Consider the following 16835-nt stretch of genomic DNA (forward strand, 5'->3'; position numbering starts at 1 on the left):
ATTGGCGCGAGGTTCTAGAGTTTGTCGTCGCCGATGCGCAGCTGGCGCGCGCGCGATAGAATCGCGTCCTCGACCGCGCGGGCGGTGGCGGCATTGACCGGAGCGCCGCCGCTGGTTTGCAGCGACACTTTCAGCGCGCGGGCTTCAAGCGCCGGATCCTTGATGTGCACGGTGGCCCTGTACGAGCGTCCGCCACCCGGCGGGGTGCCGTAGCCGGTTACGATCACGCCAGTGAACGGATCGACCGACTGGATCGGCAGAAAGCTGAGCACATCCAGCGAGGCCGCCCAGAGATAACGGTTCACCTGGACGGTCTGTTCAGCCTTGGACGGGCCGAAAACGTCCCAGATCGATGATTTCTCGTAGTTGGTGGGCGCGCTTTCGCGGTTGTTGGTGATATAGGAATCGTCCGCCGGAGGCGCATCGGCGATGCGCACGCCACCACCACGGTTGCCGCAAGCGGCCAGGCCCAGGCCCAAGGCAAGCACGAGGGTGGTTTTGAACGCGTTCTGCAAGGTCATTGGACGGTCCCACTGCTTTCTGTTGGGAAATGTCCTACCCAAGCCGCGTGAGGGGGGCAAGCCTCTATAGGGGGAACGCGCGCGTACGAGGCGGATTTGTCCGCTTTCTGATGGGCCGTGAGGCGGAAAATCCGCTGCCGGGTCACCGGACTGTGGCAAAGCTGCACCATCCGTGACGACTTTGCGCCGGGCTTGCCGCCAAGACTTGCAAACAGGGGGGCGAAAGAGCGAAACCCCTGTCCATACCCACGCCGGATTCACTGGTTTGGGCGTATGAATGAAAACCGAGGGAAACACGATGAAAAAAGTTCTCTTCGCAACGACTGCGCTGATCGCTACCGCAAGCGTCGCAGCAGCAGACGTTCGTCTCAGCGGTTACGGCCGCTTCGGTCTGGACTACAACGACGCCAACGACCGCGCCGTGAACGGTGTCTCGAAGACCACCATCACCAGCCGTCTGCGTCTGCAGTTCGACATGTCGGCAGAAACCGACGCCGGTGTTGCGTTCGACGCTCGCTTCCGTGCACAGGCCGAAAGCCGTGACAACACCCCGGGTGGCGCAGCATTCAACGGCGCTCGCTTTGGTGTGTCTTACCAGGGCTTCCGCGTGAACGTCGGCAACATCATCGGCGCAGTTGAAAACATGCCCGGCACCTACCTCGAGACCCGTACCGCAGGTATCGGTATCGACGGCGCCAGCTTCTACTCGCACGTTGGTAACGTGAACAACGAGTTCTTCAACTGGGATGCATACTCGTCGGCAGGTACCGGCGTGAACGGCATCGAAGCTCTGTACTCGACCGGCGGCTTCACCGGCCACCTGTCGTACTCGACCCGTAACGGCGCCGTTGCTTCGGACCGTATCGGCGTGATGCTGGCCTACAACTTCGGTGACTGGACTGTCGCAGCTGCGCACCAGTCGTCGGACGCCATGTGGGAAGACAAGACCCTGGTGTCGGTCGCATGGGACGGTGGCCAGTTCGGCGCACGCGTTGCATATGCTGACAACGACGGCATCTCGAAGTTCGGCATCTATGGCAACATGGACATCGGCTCGGCTTCGAACCTGCTGGTCTTCTACACCGACGAAGAAGCAGTCAGCGCAGCTGACGTTCTGGCCGGTCGTGGCGACAACCGCGATGCAATCGCCGGTTCGAACCAGAACGAAGGTGGTTCCTACGGTATCCACTACTCGTACGACCTGGGCGGCGGCGCTTCCTTCGAAGCAGGCTACCGTCGTGCGTCGAACGACAACGACACCTTCCAGGCCGGTGTGTACTTCAGCTTCTAAGCTGTACACCGCTTGACGGTATCGAATGGGGGCAGGTCTTCGGACCTGCCCTTTTCTTTTGCGTCGACATGGTGTTTTTCTGCAGCAAGCCAGATCGGGGGACGACATGTCGCTGCAAGAGATTACGAACCGCATCGCAAGGGCCGAACAGGCCGCAGGCCGCCCCGAGGGGTCGGTCAAGCTGATCGCGGTGTCCAAGGTACAACCCAACGAACGCGTCGAGGCGGTGCTGGAGCAGGGGCATCGCATCTTCGGCGAGAATCGCGTGCAGGAGGCGGCAGGAAAATGGCCTGCCTTCATGGAGCGGTACGAGGGTGTGGAACTGCATTTGATCGGCCCGCTCCAGACCAACAAGGCGCGTCAGGCGATGGAGTTGGTGCACGCCATCCACTCGGTCGATCGCCCCAAGCTGGCCACGACACTTGCCCGGCTGGCGCAGGAAATGGGCAAATGTCCCGACCTGTTCATTCAGGTCAACACCGGCGAAGAGGATCAGAAGGCGGGTGTTCTGCCAATGGAAGCGGACGGGTTCATCGCCGAATGCCGCGCGCTTGACCTGCCGGTGCGCGGGCTGATGTGCATCCCCCCGGTCGAAGAGGAGCCCGCGCTGCATTTCGCGTTGCTGGCCAGGATCGCTGCGCGCAACGGGCTAGAGGGTCTGAGCATGGGCATGAGCGGTGATTTCGAAAGCGCCATCGCGCTGGGAGCCACCCATGTCAGGGTCGGCTCAGCCATTTTCGGCGACCGGGTCAAAGCGGCGGGATGATCAACCGCGTTCCGGGCCGCACCCGACGCGCGAGCCAGTGCAGATCGGCGCGGCTGAAGGCCACGCAGCCCTCGGTCGGATAGCCGGGCCTTCGCCATTGATGGACAAAAATGGCCGAGCCGCGCCCCGGTTCCGCCTCGGGCCAGTTCCAGTCGGTCACCAATACCAGATCGTAAAGAGGATCGCCGCGGCGCAGGCGTTCGTGGCTATGCCCGTATGGCGCGTGCACGAGATGATTATAGGCCGCGTCGCCCATATCGTCCGACCACAGATCGCCCGGACCGATGGGCCGTGCCCATGGGGCAGGCGGTGCGATCCGGTCAGCGCGATACAGCATGCCGACGATGCGATGGATGCCGACGGGGGTCGCCCCGTCGCCCTCGCGCTTGTCGGCCCGGATGCCGCCCTTGCCGATGGAGCAGGGAAGATAGCGGCCCCAGAACCGCACCCCGCGCGGAGTCAGGACCAAGTCCTGCGGGCTCACAACATATGGCCCGATTTGGCCGCCTTGGTCGCCAGATAGCCCCGGTTATGCGCGGTCTCGCCTACCTTGAGCGGCACCCGTTCCGTCACCGCGATGCCGGTGCGTTCCATCATGGCGATCTTGGCGGGGTTGTTGGTGAGCAGCCGCACCGATTTGAAGCCCAGCGATTTCAGGATGTCCGAGCCGAGCCGGAAATCGCGCTCGTCATCCTCGAACCCCAGCCTGTGGTTGGCCTCGACCGTGTCAAACCCTTGATCTTGCAGGAAATAGGCGCGCATCTTGTTGGCAAGGCCAATGCCGCGCCCCTCTTGGTTGAGATAGAGCAGAACGCCCGCGCCCTCGGCCCCCATCTGTGCCAGCGCGCCGCGCAACTGCGGGCCGCAATCGCATTTCAGGCTGCCCATCAGGTCGCCGGTGAAACAGGCCGAATGCAGCCGGGCAAGAACCGGCTTGTCCCGATCAGGGCGGCCGATCTCGACCGCGTAATGCTCTTCGCCGCCATCCTCGGGGCGGAACACATGCAGGCGCCCGGCCTCGGAGACCTCCATCGGCAAGCGCGCGGCCGAGACCACGTGCAGCGGACTGCGCTCGGAAAGATGCGGCGCGGCCGAAGCGTGGTCAATCGTGGTCAGCCCGTGCGCGGCGGCGAAATCGCGTCCTTCGGGCAGCGACACCAGCACCGCCGCCGGCAGCAGACGGGCGGATTTGGTCAGGTTGATCGCCAGGCGGTGCAAGCCGGCCTTGCCTTGTCGCAATGTCGTCAGCGGCCCCTTCATCGGCGTATTCAAATCGTCCGATGGATCGGCCACCGCCTGGACCCAGCGCAGATCGGCCCCGGCAGGCAGGCTTACTCGCGCCAGATCGCCATCATAGGCCCGCGCCTTGAGCGTTTCCGCCCTGCGCCCGGTGATAGCGATGACCGGATCGCCCAACTGCCGCATATCCGCCAGCCGCTCCGCTGTCAGCGTCTCGGCCGCAAGCGCCAGAGTGCAATCCCCGTCCTCGTCCCGCAACACGACCGGCACCCCCATACGCAGGTCGGCACGGGCGCGGGCCAAAAGCTCGGTGATATCCGGGATCAGACTCATCGGGTGTTATCCTATAACGTTCACGGCTTTTACCTAGTCGCTGTCGGCGGAAATGTGAAATAAATCTCGCAAGTAAAACACGACCGCGTGAGAGATATGCAGCAAAACTTGCCGAATTCGTGCTGCGCCCTCACCTGTTGGGAAACGAAATCTGGAGGATGCGGGTATGGCGCAGCTGAAAAAAATCCTGCTGGTAGATGATGACGACGACCTGCGCGAGGCGCTGAGCGAACAGCTGGTCATGACCGAGGATTTCGATGTCTTCGAGGCCGAGACCGGCCATGCGGCATCGGAGCGGACCAAAGAGGCGATCTATGATCTGGTGATTCTGGATGTGGGCCTGCCCGATACCGATGGGCGTGAGTTGTGCCGCCTGATGCGCAAGCAGGGCGTCAAAAGCCCGATCATCATGCTGACAGGACATGACAGCGACGCCGACACCATTCTGGGTCTCGATGCCGGCGCCAACGATTATGTGACCAAACCGTTCAAGTTCCCGGTTCTTCTGGCCCGCATCCGCTCGCAACTGCGCCAGCACGAACAATCCGAGGATGCTGTGTTCCAGTTGGGGCCCTATACGTTCAAGCCGGCGATGAAGATGCTGATCACCGAGGATGATCGCAAGATCCGCCTGACCGAAAAGGAAACCAACATCCTCAAGTATCTCTATCGCTCGACCGACGGCGTGGTGCCGCGCGACGTGCTGCTGCACGAGGTTTGGGGTTACAATGCCGGGGTCACCACCCACACGCTGGAAACCCATATCTATCGCCTGCGCCAGAAGATCGAGCCAGACCCGTCAAACGCGCGCCTGCTGGTCACCGAATCCGGCGGATACAGGCTGGTGGCGTAATTTTTGATATTGATTCAGGTCAAAGTGGAATCTTTGTGGTAACTTTAGCCTGACCCCAACCCGCGCATGTCCGGGTCATGACATGCACCTCCCTGTTGGACTGGCCGGGCCTAGTGCCCGGCCCTTTTTTTGTACAGGCCATGGACATCGACGGACAAGGCGATAGGTTTCGCCGGACCCGACGAAAGCGAGACGCGCCATGCCCTTTACCCTTGCCACCTGGAACATCAACTCGGTCCGCCTGCGCGAACCCATCGTGTGCAAGCTTTTGGCCGAAGAGGGGCCTGACATCCTGTGCCTGCAAGAGATCAAGTCGCCGGTCGACAAGATGCCGGTCGAAAGCTTTGCCGAGCTGGGATACCGGCATGTCGTGGCGCATGGTCAAAAGGGTTATAACGGCGTCGCCATCCTGTCGCGCCTGCCGATCGAGGAAGTCGCGCGCGAGGATTTCGCCACCCTCGGCCATGCTCGCCATGTCGCGGCGCGGCTGGAAAACGGGGTGACGATCCACAACTTCTATGTCCCCGCCGGGGGCGATGTGCCCGACCGCGAGGTGAACGAGAAGTTCGGCCAGAAACTCGACTACCTGACCGAGATGCGCGACTGGTTCCACGCCAACAGTCCCGAGAAATCCATTCTGGTGGGTGATCTCAACATCGCCCCGCGCGAGGACGATGTCTGGAGCCACAAGCAGCTCCTCAAGATCGTGTCGCACACGCCGATCGAGGTCGACCATCTGGGCCAGGTGATGGACGCGGGCAAATGGGTCGACATCACTCGCCAGGACATCCCCGAGGGTCTTTTGTATTCTTGGTGGTCCTACCGGGCCAAGGATTGGGATGCCGCCGACAAGGGCCGTCGGCTGGACCACGTCTGGGCCACGCCGGATATCGCGCGTGCGGGCCATTCCAGTCGCATTCTGCGCGACGCGCGCGGATGGGAGAAACCCAGCGACCACGCCCCGGTCTTTGCCAGTTTCGACCTTTGATCGAATAGAATCCGGCCCCAGGAGAGAACTGAGGCCTTGGTTTCCCTGCATGTCAGGCGCATATAGGGGCCAAATCCGAACCGGAGAAAAGAGACGATGGAACTTCTGAATGGCGCGGGTGCGACCCCCGCAGGCGATCTGATCAAGGACACAAGCGAAGCCACCTTCATGGCCGACGTGGTCGAGGCCAGCCAGACGGTTCCGGTGATCGTCGATTTCTGGGCGCCGTGGTGCGGCCCTTGCAAGACGCTTGGCCCCGCGCTCGAGGCCGCCGTGACCGCCGCCAAGGGCGCGGTGAAGATGGTCAAGGTCAATGTCGATGAAAACCAGATGATCGCAGGCCAGATGCGGATCCAGTCGATCCCGACAGTCTATGCCTTTTATCAGGGTCAGCCGGTCGACGGGTTTCAGGGGGCGTTGCCCGCTTCCGAAATCAAGGGCTTCATCGACCGGGTGGTCGCCGCCGCCGGTGGCGAGGCGCCCGGCGCCCAGCTCGACGAGGCGGTAGCCGCCGCCGAGGAGATGCTGGAGCAGGGCGCCGCTGCCGATGCGGCAGAAACCTTTGCCGCGATCCTCGGCGAAGAGCCCGACCATGCCGCCGCCTATGGCGGGCTGGTGCGTGCCCATATCGCGCTGGGCGATCTGGACCAGGCCGAAGCCATTTTGAACGGTGCACCCGCCGCGATCTCGACCAAGCCCGAGCTGGAAGCCGCCCATGCCCAGCTGGAACTGGCGCGTCAGGCGTCGAATGCCGGTCCGGTCGCCGAACTTGCCGCCGCGGTCGAGGCCGATCCGAACAACCATCAGGCCCGGTTTGATCTGGCCCAGGCTTTGCATGCCGCTGGCCGGACCGAAGAGGCGGTTACCGAACTGCTCGACCTTTTCCGCCGTGACCGCGAGTGGAACGAGGGCGCCGCCAAGGCGCAGCTTTTCACCATCTTCGATGCGCTCAAGCCCAACGATCCGATCGTGCTCAATGGCCGTCGCAAACTCAGCTCGATGATATTTGCCTAATCGTGCGATAGAGCTACAGTTGAAGGCATGATGCAATCCGCTGACCTTCCCGACACGTTGGCGGTTTTTCCGCTGCCCGGAGCGCTGCTGCTGCCCCGGTCTCGGCTACCGCTGCATGTGTTCGAACCGCGTTACCTTCAGATGCTGGATGACGCGTTGCGCACGCCGCAGCGTCTGATCGGTATGGTACAGCCCAATCCCTGTCGTCAGGATGGCGGCAAGCTGCATCAGATCGGTTGTGCCGGGCGGGTCACCCAGTTCTCCGAGACCGAGGACGGGCGCTACATGATCACCCTGACCGGTGTGTCGCGCTTTCGGATAAAGTCCGAGGTCGACGGGTTTGCACCCTATCGCCGCTGCACCGTCTGCTGGAAAAGCTTCGATCACGATCTGGCCGCCGCTTGCGCGCCCGATCCCCGGTTCGACCGGGATGCCTTCCTGCGACTGCTGCAACGGTTCTTCGAGGCGCGCGACATGTGCACCGACTGGGACAGCCTGACCCAGGCCGATGATGAGCTGCTGGTCAATTCGCTGTCGATGCTGCTGGATTTCACACCCGAGGACAAACAGGCCCTGCTCGAAGCACCCTGCCTCAAGACCCGGCGTGAAACGCTGGTCACCCTGATCGAATTCGCCCTCTGCGGCAACAGCGGCAAGGACCCCCTGCAATGAGTGAAACCCCCGCTGCCTTTGACCGCCGCATGCTCGAGGCGCTGGTCTGCCCGCTCACCCATGCCACGCTGGAATACGATGCCGAGGCGCAGGAACTGATCTCGAAGGGGGCCAAGCTGGCCTTTCCGATCCGCAACGGGATCCCGGTGATGCTGGTGGACGAGGCGCGCCCGCTGGATGACTGAACGGCCTGCGGCCTATATCCTCTGCGGGACGCCGCGCAGCGGCAGCACCCTTCTTTGCGGCTATCTGGCGGCCACCGGCGTGGCCGGAGCCCCTGATTCCTTCTTTCGCACACAATCCGTTGATTGGTGGGCCAAGGATTGGGGCCTGCCCGAGACGCTGCGCCTGGGCGCGGCCGGATTTGACCGTGCGTATCTCGATGCGGCGCTGGTCGAGGGGCGAGGCGGGACGCCTGTGTTCGGGCTGCGCCTGATGCGCGAGAATCTGGGCGACATGCTGGGCATGCTCGACCATCTCTATCCCGGATCGCCCGGCGATACGGCCTTGATCGAGGCGGCATTTGGACCAACCCGCTATCTGCATCTGCGCCGCCGGGACAAGGTGGCGCAAGCGGTGTCGCGGGTACGGGCCGAGCAATCGGGCCTCTGGCATATCGCGCCCGATGGCAGCGAGGTCGAACGCCTCGCCCCCCATCGCGACCCGGTCTACGATTTCGCCGCGATAGACACCCAAGTGCGCGCGCTTGAGACTTATGAAGCGGGCTGGACCAAATGGTTCGCTGCTCAGGGCATCACGCCGCTCGTCATCGACTACGAAGACCTCGCGGACACGCCGATAGAGGTGGTCTCGGCCATTCTTGCGCATCTGGAGCAAGATCCGGGCCGGGCGCAGGGGCTGACCCCGGCGGTTGCCAAACTCTCCGGCGCAGAAAGCCGGGACTGGGCGCAGCGCTATCGGGCACAGCGCGCGGGTCACGCCTGAGGCGAGGACGCCCGCCAGGGCGGAGGAGCCGCGCTCAGATCGCGCGGCCCTGCATCAGTTTCGGCAGGTCACCGGTCAGCCCGGCCGCCTCGCGCACGAAGCCGCGCCGCAACCCGGGAAAGGCGCCAATCACGCCCATACCGAGATCGCGGCCCAACCTCAGGATCGGGTTGTCGTTTGAAAACAGCCGGTTAAAGGCATCGGTCGCCAGTGCCAGCGTCGCCGTGTCAAACCGGCGCCATTGCTGATACCGCTCCAATACGGATACCGAGCCGATATCCTCGCCCCGGCGGGTGGCCAAAATCAGAACCTCGGCCAGCGCGCCCACGTCGCGCAGGCCCGCGTTCAGCCCCTGACCGGCAATAGGATGCATGCCATGCGCGGCATCTCCCACCAGCGCCAACCGTTCGCCGACAAAGGCATTGGCCACGGTCAGGTTCAGCGGATAGGTGAAGCGAGCACCCTCCAACCGGATCTCGCCCAGGAAATCGCCGAACCGGGGCCGCAGGATTTCCAGGTATTCCGCCTCGGGCAGGGCATTGATGCGGGTGGCGGCCTCGGTCCGCTCGCTCCAGACGATCGAGCTGCGATTGCCGGGCAGCGGCAGGATCGCCAGCGGCCCCGGCGGCATGAAGAACTGATGCGCAATGCCATGATGCGGCCGCTCATGCGCGATGGCGCAGACCAGCGCGGTCTGGCCATAGTCCCAACCGGTCCGCTTGATGCCCGCGCGCGCGGCGGTGCCGCTCTTGCGTCCGTCACAGCCCACCACCAACCCGGCACGCAACTGCGAGCCATCCGCCAAGGTCAGCGTAACGCCGGTGGCATCGGTTTGTTGCGCGGTAACGGTGGTGCCGTTCAGCCGGGTGATGCCCGGTGCCGCCTCCATCGCGGCCAGCAGCGCGCGCCGCAGATAGCGGTCCTCGACCATATAGCCCATTGGCCCTTCTTCGATCTCGGCATGGTCGAAATGCAGGAAGAAGGGGGAGGGGCCTGCGCCGGCATGGCCGTCGCTGACCTTGATTTCCAGCATCGGTTGGGCGTTACCCGCCACATGATCCCAGACGCCCACAGCGGCCAGCAGCCGTTGCGAGGCCAGCGCCAGCGCATAGGCGCGGCCATCGAATGCGGCGTCGGTGCGCAGCGGGTCGGGCAGGGCATCCACCAGGGTGACGCTTTGCCCGCTCTGGGCCAGCGCCAGGGCCAGCACCGGACCGTTCAGCCCGCCACCCACGATTGCGATATCGGCTCTATGTTCCATGAGTCGCAATATGCGCGCCGGTTCGGGATTGTCCATGCGCAGTCCTGTCGCTACCGTCGCGGCAAAAGCAAGCGGGAGGGTAAGATGAGCGATTGGCTGACGATGACGGCAAGCGGTCTGGGGCGCGGCATCGCGGCGGGGAAGATCGACCCTGTCGAACTGACCGAATGCTATCTGGACGCTATCGATGCCCATCCAGACCGCGACCGCATCTATGCCCGCGTCACCGCCGACCGTGCGCGGGTCGAGGCGCGCGCCGCCGCCGAACGCGCCAGGCTGGGCCTGCGCCGGTCGCTGTTCGATGGTGTACCGCTCAGCTGGAAGGACCTGTTCGACAGCGCGGGCGTGGCCACCGAATCCGGCTCGGCCCTGCTCGCGGGACGCGTGCCCGAGGCGGACGCCCTGGTGCTGCGTAATGCCACCGCTGCGGGCGCCGTCTGCCTGGGCAAGACCCATATGAGCGAGCTGGCCTTTTCCGGTCTTGGCCTCAACCCGGTGACCGCAACCCCGCCCAACCCGCATGATCCGGCCTGGGTGCCGGGCGGGTCCTCTTCGGGGGCGGCGGCCTCGGTCTCGTTCGGCCTTGCCGCCTGTGGCATCGGCTCGGATACCGGTGGGTCTGTCCGCATCCCCTCGGCATGGCACGATCTGGTCGGGCTCAAGACCACGTCGGGGCGGCTCAGCCTCGAAGGGGTGGTGCCGCTCTGCCTGAAGTTCGACACGGTCGGCCCGCTGGCCCGCTCGGTCGAGGATGCGGCCGAGGCGCTGGCCCTGCTGGAGGGGGGGCGCGCCGCTGACCTGCGGGGCGTATCGCTCAAAGGGTGCCGTCTGGCCGTGTTGCAAACCGTGGCGCTGGATGATCTGCGTGAGGCGCCGGGCGCGGGGTTCGAGTCCGCGCTGACGCGTCTGTCCGCCGCAGGGGCCGAGATCGTGCCGCTTGATGTGCCCGAGCTGGTCGATGCGATGGCCCTGTCGGGTGTTCTCTATACCGCCGAGGCCTATGGCCTGTGGCGTGACGTGATCGAGGCCAATCCCAGTGCCATGTATGACCAGATCCTGGAACGGTTCCGCGCCGGTGCTGGTTTCTCGGGTCCCGATTACGTAGCCGCCTGGGCGCGGCTGGAAACCTGCCGCGCGGCCTGGGATGGCGCGGTTGCCGGGTTCGATGCGGTGCTGATGCCCACCGCACCAATCCTGCCGCCCGACCGTGACCGGCTGCTCAGCGACCACGACTATTACGTGTCCGAAAACCTGCTGGCGCTGCGCAATACCCGCATCGGCAACCTGATGGGCCTCAGCGGGCTGAGCCTGCCCACGGGCATGCCGGCCTGCGGTCTGATGATGCTGGGGCGCCCGGACGGCGAAGAGGCGCTGTTGCGCGTGGGCGCGGCGGCAGAGCAGGCGCTGACCTGAATGCCACAATTCCCTGCGCAGGCAACGCTTTGTCTGGACGCACGCGGGGATCGTCTATACTTTGGTTTGCAAACGGGGCGTTGACGATCCCGACACGAGGCAGACCAGATGAACTTCCCCGAGCGGTTTTCGAACCTACCGGCCTATGCATTCCCGCGCCTGCGTGCGTTGCTCGACCACCATCCGGCGGGCGGCGAAGTCGTGCATATGACCATCGGAGAGCCCAAGCACGATTTCCCGGCCTGGGTTACCGAAGTGATCGTCGAGAATGCCCATCTGTTCCAAAGTTATCCGCCGAACGAGGGCTCACCCGAACTGCGCGGCGCGATCACGGACTGGATCGCGCGCCGCTATGGCGTGACGCTCGACCCCGAGAAAAACGTGATGGCGCTGAATGGCACGCGCGAGGGTCTCTACAACGCCGCCATGGCGCTCTGCCCCGAGCAGAAGAACGGACAGCGACCAATCGTGCTGTGTCCGAACCCGTTCTATCAGGTCTATATGGTTGCCGCGATTTCAGTGGGCGCCGAGCCGCATTTCGTGCCCGCGACCGCCGCCACCGGACATCTGCCCGACTACGCCAGCCTGCCCACCGAGGTTCTGAACCGCACCGCCGTGGCCTATATCTGTTCGCCCGCCAACCCGCAGGGCGCAGTCGCCAGCCGTGCATATTGGATGGAACTGATCGGTCTGGCCGAACAATACGATTTCCGCATTTTCGCCGACGAGTGTTACTCCGAGATCTACCGTGACACAGCGCCCACGGGCGCGCTGACCGTCGCCCAAGAGATGGGCGCCGATCCCGAGCGGGTGGTGCTGTTCAACTCTCTGTCGAAACGCTCGAACCTGGCGGGCCTGCGCTCGGGCCTGATCGCGGGTGGGCCGGAAACGCTGAAACATGTCAAGCAGTTGCGCAACTATTCCGGAGCGCCGCTGCCCGGTCCGTTGCAGGCCGCCGCCGCGCGGGTCTGGGCGGACGAGGCGCATGTCGCCGAAAATCGCGCGCTTTATCAGGAGAAATACGCGCTGGCCGATCAGGTCTTTGCCGGGGTGCAGGGCTATCAGCCGCCCGAGGCTGGCTTCTTTCTCTGGTTGCCCGTCGATGATGGCGAGGCAGCATCGCTCAAGGCATGGCGCGAAACCGGCGTCCGGGTGCTGCCCGGCGCCTATCTGGCACAGGGAAAACCGGGGCAGAACCCTGGAGAGACATATATCAGGGTCGCGATGGTGGCCCCAAAACAAGACTTGCAGCGCGGGCTGATCGCCCTTCGCGACTGCATCTATCGCTGAGGTTCGAGGGTAGCATGGCATCATATCACGCACGCAGTCGCGATCCACTTCTGGACAGCAACATGCAGGCCGCGATCGAGCGGCGCGGGAAGGAATTGCTGGGACTGGCGCTGATCGTGCTGGGCCTGCTCGCAGCGGCGATGGTGGGCACCTATACGCCCGACGATCCCAACTGGATGGTGTCGACCGATGCGCCGGTGCAGAACTGGACCGGGCGGATTGGTGCGTCGATCGCGGCGCCGCTGTTCATGATCGTCGGTGGCGGCGCCTGGGGCATCCCGTTGGTGCTGATCGCCTGGGGTCTGCGCTTTGCCCTGCATTCAGGTGAGGACCGGGCCATTGGCCGGCTGGTCTTCATGCCGATCTGGATCGCGGTCGTGTCGGTCTATGCCGCCACTCTTGTTCCCGGCGAGGCCTGGCGCGCAACCCACAGCTTCGGTCTGGGCGGTCTGTTTGGCGATACCGTGATGGGGGCGCTGCTGACGCTGGTTCCGCTGGGGTCGCATCTGATGGTCAAGCTGACCTCGCTGGCCATGGCCGTGATCATGCTGACGATGGCGGCCTTTGTACTGGGCTTTACCTCGTCTGAGATCCGGCGCGGTCTGCGCCATGCGATGGTAGGCGCGATCCTGGTCTATGGCGGGGTGATGACCCTGCTGGGCCGTGGCGCATCGGCCGGGGTTGCGGCGGCTCGGGCGCGACAGGCGCTGCGCGCCGAGCGGCGCGAAGCGGCCAGGCTTGCCGCCGAAGAGGCCAGAATGGCCGAAGAGGCGGCCAATGCCGAGGCTCTGCTCGAGGACGACGATCTCCCCAGATCGGCACCGCAACCGAAATCCGGCCTGCTGGCACGGATGCCGGCGCTGATCCGTCGACCCGAACCCATGCCCCAGCTGGAACTTGTCGAACCCGAACCGGTTCAGGGCTATGACAAGATGCCGGGAGCCGATCATATCGCCTCAAAGATCGCCGCCGTCGTGCGCAGTCGCAAAGAGGCGGCGGGCGTAGTTGCACCAACGCCCGATCCGCAACGCCCGCTGACCAAGGGGCGCGGACGCGGTCCCGATCCGTTGGTGCTGGATACTCGCCGCCGGGGCGATCTGCCCGCCGAACCACCGGTGACCGCCGCGCAGCGAGCGCCGCAGCAGGCCGCGGCGGTTTCTGAGACAGTTACCGCCGTATCCTCGGTCTTCCCGGACATGACCCAGGCTTCGGGTTTCCAGCCGATGCCGACTGAGGAGCATTATGAGGACTGGAAGACGGAAGACCGGTTCGAATCCGGCACGCTGCCGTCAGACGACGCCTCGCCGTATCAGGCCGTCCCGACGCCACAACCGCAACCGATGTCCAACATCCCGGCCGCTCAACCGCGCAAGCCGGTGGTCGAGCAGCCGGTGCGGCGCAACCCTGTGCCATCGCGCCGCGCGCAAGCGGAGGCGCAGCCCGCGCTTGCCTTCGAAGAACCCGCTGTCGCCTTCGAACTGCCGCCGCTGAACCTGCTTTCCAACCCCACCAACATCCAGCGTCACCATCTCAGCGACGAGGCGCTCGAGGAAAATGCGCGCATGCTGGAGAACGTGCTGGACGACTATGGCGTCAAGGGTGAGATCGTCTCGGTTCGCCCCGGTCCGGTCGTCACCATGTACGAGCTGGAACCGGCACCGGGCCTCAAGGCCAGCCGCGTCATCGGTCTGGCCGACGATATCGCGCGCTCGATGTCGGCCCTGTCGGCGCGTGTCTCGACCGTGCCGGGTCGCTCGGTAATCGGAATCGAACTGCCAAACGAGAATCGTGAAAAGGTAGTGTTGCGCGAAATCTTGGCCAGCCGTGATTTTGGCGACAGCAACATGAGTCTGCCGCTGGCGCTGGGCAAGGATATTGGTGGTGACTCGGTGGTGGCCAACCTCGCCAAGATGCCCCACCTGCTGATCGCGGGCACCACCGGTTCGGGTAAATCGGTGGCGATCAACACCATGATCCTCAGCCTGCTCTACAAGCTGACGCCCGCCGAATGCCGGCTGATCATGATCGATCCCAAGATGCTGGAACTCTCGGTTTATGACGGCATTCCGCATCTCCTCTCTCCGGTGGTGACCGACCCGAAAAAGGCCGTCGTTGCCCTGAAATGGGTGGTGGGCGAGATGGAGGACCGCTATCGCAAGATGTCCAAGATGGGCGTCCGCAACATCGAGGGATTCAACGGTCGCGTCCGCGAGGCACTGGCCAAGGGCGAGATGTTCAGCCGCACGGTGCAGACCGGCTTTGACGACGAGACCGGCGAACCGGTGTTCGAGACCGAGGAATTCCAGCCCATCCCGCTGCCCTATATCGTCGTCATCGTCGACGAGATGGCCGACCTGATGATGGTCGCGGGCAAGGAGATCGAGGCCTGTATCCAGCGTCTGGCCCAGATGGCGCGCGCCTCGGGCATTCACCTGATCATGGCCACCCAGCGCCCCTCGGTCGATGTCATCACCGGCACGATCAAGGCCAACTTCCCCACCCGGATCTCCTTCCAGGTGACCTCCAAGATCGACAGCCGCACCATCCTGGGCGAGATGGGCGCCGAACAGCTGCTAGGGCAGGGCGACATGCTTTACATGGCGGGCGGGGCCAAGATCACGCGCTGCCATGGCCCCTTTGTCAGCGACGAAGAGGTCGAGGAGATCGTCAACCACCTGAAACAGTTCGGCCCGCCCGACTATATCGGTGGCGTGGTCGAAGGCCCGGACGATGACAAGGCCGACAATATCGACGCGGTGCTCGGGCTGAACACCGGCGGCAACACCGATGGCGAGGATGCGCTGTATGATCAGGCGGTGGCCATCGTCATCAAGGACCGCAAATGTTCGACCTCCTACATTCAGCGGAAACTTGCCATCGGCTATAACAAGGCCGCCCGGCTGGTCGAGCAGATGGAGGACGAAGGCGTTGTTTCTTCGGCAAATCATGTGGGCAAACGCGAAATCCTGGTGCCGGAGCAGGGGTGATCTTTTCCGGCGCCGGGCGAATGCTTATCTGGGGTGACATGAAACGGATTGCACTCGCACTTGCGCTGACCTTGGTCGCGCCTGTGGCCTGGGCGGCGGACAAGCTGCCTTTGGCTGAAATATCGACCTATTTGAACGGTCTCAAAACCGTTCAGACCACGTTCACCCAGATCAACGATGACGGCTCGCTGAGTACCGGCAAACTGTGGCTGCAACGGCCCGGCCGGATGCGGTTCGAATACGACCCGCCCGACCGCTCGGTGGTGCTGGCCAAGGGCGGCACCGTGATCATCCACGATCCCAAATCGAACCAGCCGCCCGAGCAGTATCCGCTGAACCGGACGCCCTTGTCGATCGTTCTGGCGCGAACGGTGGACCTGGACCGGGCCAATATGGTGGTGGGGCATGCCTTTGACGGTACCGCCACCGTGGTCACCGCGCAGGACCCAGAGAACCCCGACTACGGGCGTATCGACCTCAGCTTTACCGATGATCCGGTCGAATTGCGCAAATGGGTGGTCCATGATGGCGCCGGGTCGCGCACCACGGTGATCCTCGGGCAACTGACCAAGGGTAACAGCCTGAATCAGAACCTGTTCATCGACGGTCAGCCGGGCGTCTCGGTCAACCGCTGAGCAGGCCCCCGGAATCCAGAGTCAATTCCGATAGCGGCGGCAGCTTGAAAGCTGCCGCTGATACATGTTTGCCCGTGCCGCTACATCATCGGCAGTACGCAGCAACCAGGACTTTCCGTTATGGCTGCCACGGGCATATCCTGCATGCCCCTCGTGATAAGCCAAATACTGGTTGCGCGCATCGCCAAGCGAAATGCCGTTTTTCTCGCGCGTCTTGTTCATGTACCAGCCGATGAAATCCGAGGCGTCCTTGATCCGGTCGCGTTTGGCGCCGCGCCGCCCGGTTTCCTTGCGATACTGGTCCCAGGTTCCGTCCAGCGCCTGGCTATAGCCGAAAGCGCTGCTTTGCCGACCCACCGGAATCACGCCCAGCACGAACTGGTGAGGCGTGCGCGCGTCGGAACGATAACGGCTTTCGTAATAAATGGTCGACATCTGGACATGCACGGGCACGCCCCATTTGCGTTCCGTCTGCTTGAACGCCTTGATGTATTCGGGGCGCTCGCCCGCAATACTGCAAGCATCATCAAGATTGCGCGGCGGGTTTTTCGACCCACCGCTGCACGATACCATCAACAGCACCGCAACCAGCGCGCAAAGAGATCTGCTCATCTGCCTCTTGCCTTT

Annotated in this window: 17 protein-coding genes; 12 read left to right on the top strand and 5 right to left on the bottom strand. The window is 63.9% G+C overall.

Annotated features, from left to right (window positions below; translation table 11 throughout):
* Positions 1-14: 14 nt before the first annotated feature.
* Positions 15-521 (bottom strand): DUF3576 domain-containing protein, encoded by a 507-nt coding sequence (locus AC2FNY_RS11685; RefSeq protein WP_496802546.1) that lies wholly within the window; start codon positions 519-521, stop codon positions 15-17.
* A 298-nt stretch (positions 522-819) separates the two neighbouring features.
* Here AC2FNY_RS11685 and AC2FNY_RS11690 point away from each other — a divergent pair, with 298 nt between their 5' ends.
* Both AC2FNY_RS11690 and AC2FNY_RS11695 read left to right on the top strand, forming a co-directional pair.
* A complete protein-coding gene (locus tag AC2FNY_RS11690) occupies positions 820-1812 on the top strand; it encodes a porin (protein WP_234182603.1) in 993 nt (330 codons plus the stop codon).
* A 106-nt stretch (positions 1813-1918) separates the two neighbouring features.
* Positions 1919-2578, top strand: coding sequence for a YggS family pyridoxal phosphate-dependent enzyme (locus AC2FNY_RS11695; protein WP_496802547.1), 660 nt, complete (start codon positions 1919-1921; stop codon positions 2576-2578).
* Here the strand turns inward: AC2FNY_RS11695 and AC2FNY_RS11700 are convergent.
* Both AC2FNY_RS11700 and ribA read right to left on the bottom strand, forming a co-directional pair.
* A complete protein-coding gene (locus AC2FNY_RS11700) occupies positions 2562-3062 on the bottom strand; it encodes a L,D-transpeptidase family protein (RefSeq protein ID WP_496802548.1) in 501 nt (166 codons plus the stop codon). The two genes, AC2FNY_RS11695 and AC2FNY_RS11700, sit on opposite strands and share 17 nt — an antisense overlap.
* The gene (gene ribA / locus AC2FNY_RS11705; protein WP_496802549.1) at positions 3059-4150 is read right to left on the bottom strand and encodes a GTP cyclohydrolase II; all 1092 of its coding nucleotides are present in this window, start codon (positions 4148-4150) and stop codon (positions 3059-3061) included. The genes AC2FNY_RS11700 and ribA overlap by 4 nt, the downstream gene beginning before the upstream one ends.
* Positions 4151-4316: 166 nt before the next feature.
* Between ribA and AC2FNY_RS11710 the strand changes: the two genes are divergently transcribed.
* The 6 genes from AC2FNY_RS11710 (at position 4317) to AC2FNY_RS11735 (ending at position 8622) form a co-directional block, all read left to right on the top strand.
* On the top strand, positions 4317-5003 hold the full coding sequence (locus tag AC2FNY_RS11710) for a response regulator transcription factor (RefSeq protein WP_234138406.1): 687 nt from the start codon (positions 4317-4319) through the stop codon (positions 5001-5003).
* Between the two features lie 199 nt (positions 5004-5202).
* Entirely contained in the window at positions 5203-5991 is a 789-nt protein-coding gene (locus AC2FNY_RS11715; RefSeq protein WP_234176820.1) for an exodeoxyribonuclease III, read from the top strand.
* 96 nt (positions 5992-6087) lie between these two features.
* Positions 6088-7005, top strand: coding sequence for a thioredoxin (trxA, locus tag AC2FNY_RS11720; RefSeq protein ID WP_234138410.1), 918 nt, complete (start codon positions 6088-6090; stop codon positions 7003-7005).
* 27 nt (positions 7006-7032) lie between these two features.
* Positions 7033-7677: an LON peptidase substrate-binding domain-containing protein gene (locus AC2FNY_RS11725; RefSeq protein WP_234138413.1), complete on the top strand. Its 645-nt coding sequence runs from the start codon at positions 7033-7035 to the stop codon at positions 7675-7677.
* A complete protein-coding gene (locus AC2FNY_RS11730) occupies positions 7674-7862 on the top strand; it encodes a Trm112 family protein (RefSeq protein ID WP_234138416.1) in 189 nt (62 codons plus the stop codon). The genes AC2FNY_RS11725 and AC2FNY_RS11730 overlap by 4 nt, the downstream gene beginning before the upstream one ends.
* A complete protein-coding gene (locus AC2FNY_RS11735) occupies positions 7855-8622 on the top strand; it encodes a Stf0 sulfotransferase family protein (protein ID WP_496802550.1) in 768 nt (255 codons plus the stop codon). The genes AC2FNY_RS11730 and AC2FNY_RS11735 overlap by 8 nt, the downstream gene beginning before the upstream one ends.
* Before the next feature lie 34 nt (positions 8623-8656).
* Here the strand turns inward: AC2FNY_RS11735 and AC2FNY_RS11740 are convergent, their stop codons facing one another.
* Positions 8657-9919 carry an FAD-dependent monooxygenase gene (locus AC2FNY_RS11740; RefSeq protein ID WP_496802551.1) on the bottom strand — a complete coding sequence of 421 codons (1263 nt, stop codon included), beginning with the start codon at positions 9917-9919 and terminating at the stop codon, positions 8657-8659.
* Positions 9920-9967: 48 nt separating this feature from the next.
* On the opposite strand from AC2FNY_RS11740, the gene AC2FNY_RS11745 reads away from it, so the two are divergent.
* From AC2FNY_RS11745 to AC2FNY_RS11760, 4 genes are all read left to right on the top strand, one after another.
* Positions 9968-11296 carry an amidase gene (locus tag AC2FNY_RS11745; RefSeq protein WP_496802552.1) on the top strand — a complete coding sequence of 443 codons (1329 nt, stop codon included), beginning with the start codon at positions 9968-9970 and terminating at the stop codon, positions 11294-11296.
* Positions 11297-11404: 108 nt separating this feature from the next.
* Positions 11405-12586 (top strand): aminotransferase class I/II-fold pyridoxal phosphate-dependent enzyme, encoded by a 1182-nt coding sequence (locus AC2FNY_RS11750; RefSeq protein WP_496802553.1) that lies wholly within the window; start codon positions 11405-11407, stop codon positions 12584-12586.
* 14 nt (positions 12587-12600) lie between these two features.
* Entirely contained in the window at positions 12601-15573 is a 2973-nt protein-coding gene (locus AC2FNY_RS11755; protein ID WP_496802554.1) for a DNA translocase FtsK, read from the top strand.
* Positions 15574-15611: 38 nt separating this feature from the next.
* Positions 15612-16208 (top strand): LolA family protein, encoded by a 597-nt coding sequence (locus tag AC2FNY_RS11760; protein WP_234144407.1) that lies wholly within the window; start codon positions 15612-15614, stop codon positions 16206-16208.
* Positions 16209-16229: 21 nt separating this feature from the next.
* Here the strand turns inward: AC2FNY_RS11760 and AC2FNY_RS11765 are convergent, their stop codons facing one another.
* A complete protein-coding gene (locus AC2FNY_RS11765) occupies positions 16230-16820 on the bottom strand; it encodes a transglycosylase SLT domain-containing protein (protein ID WP_234138436.1) in 591 nt (196 codons plus the stop codon).
* Positions 16821-16835 lie beyond the last annotated feature (15 nt).

The sequence above is a fragment of the Ruegeria sp. BHSC223 genome (assembly GCF_059613025.1).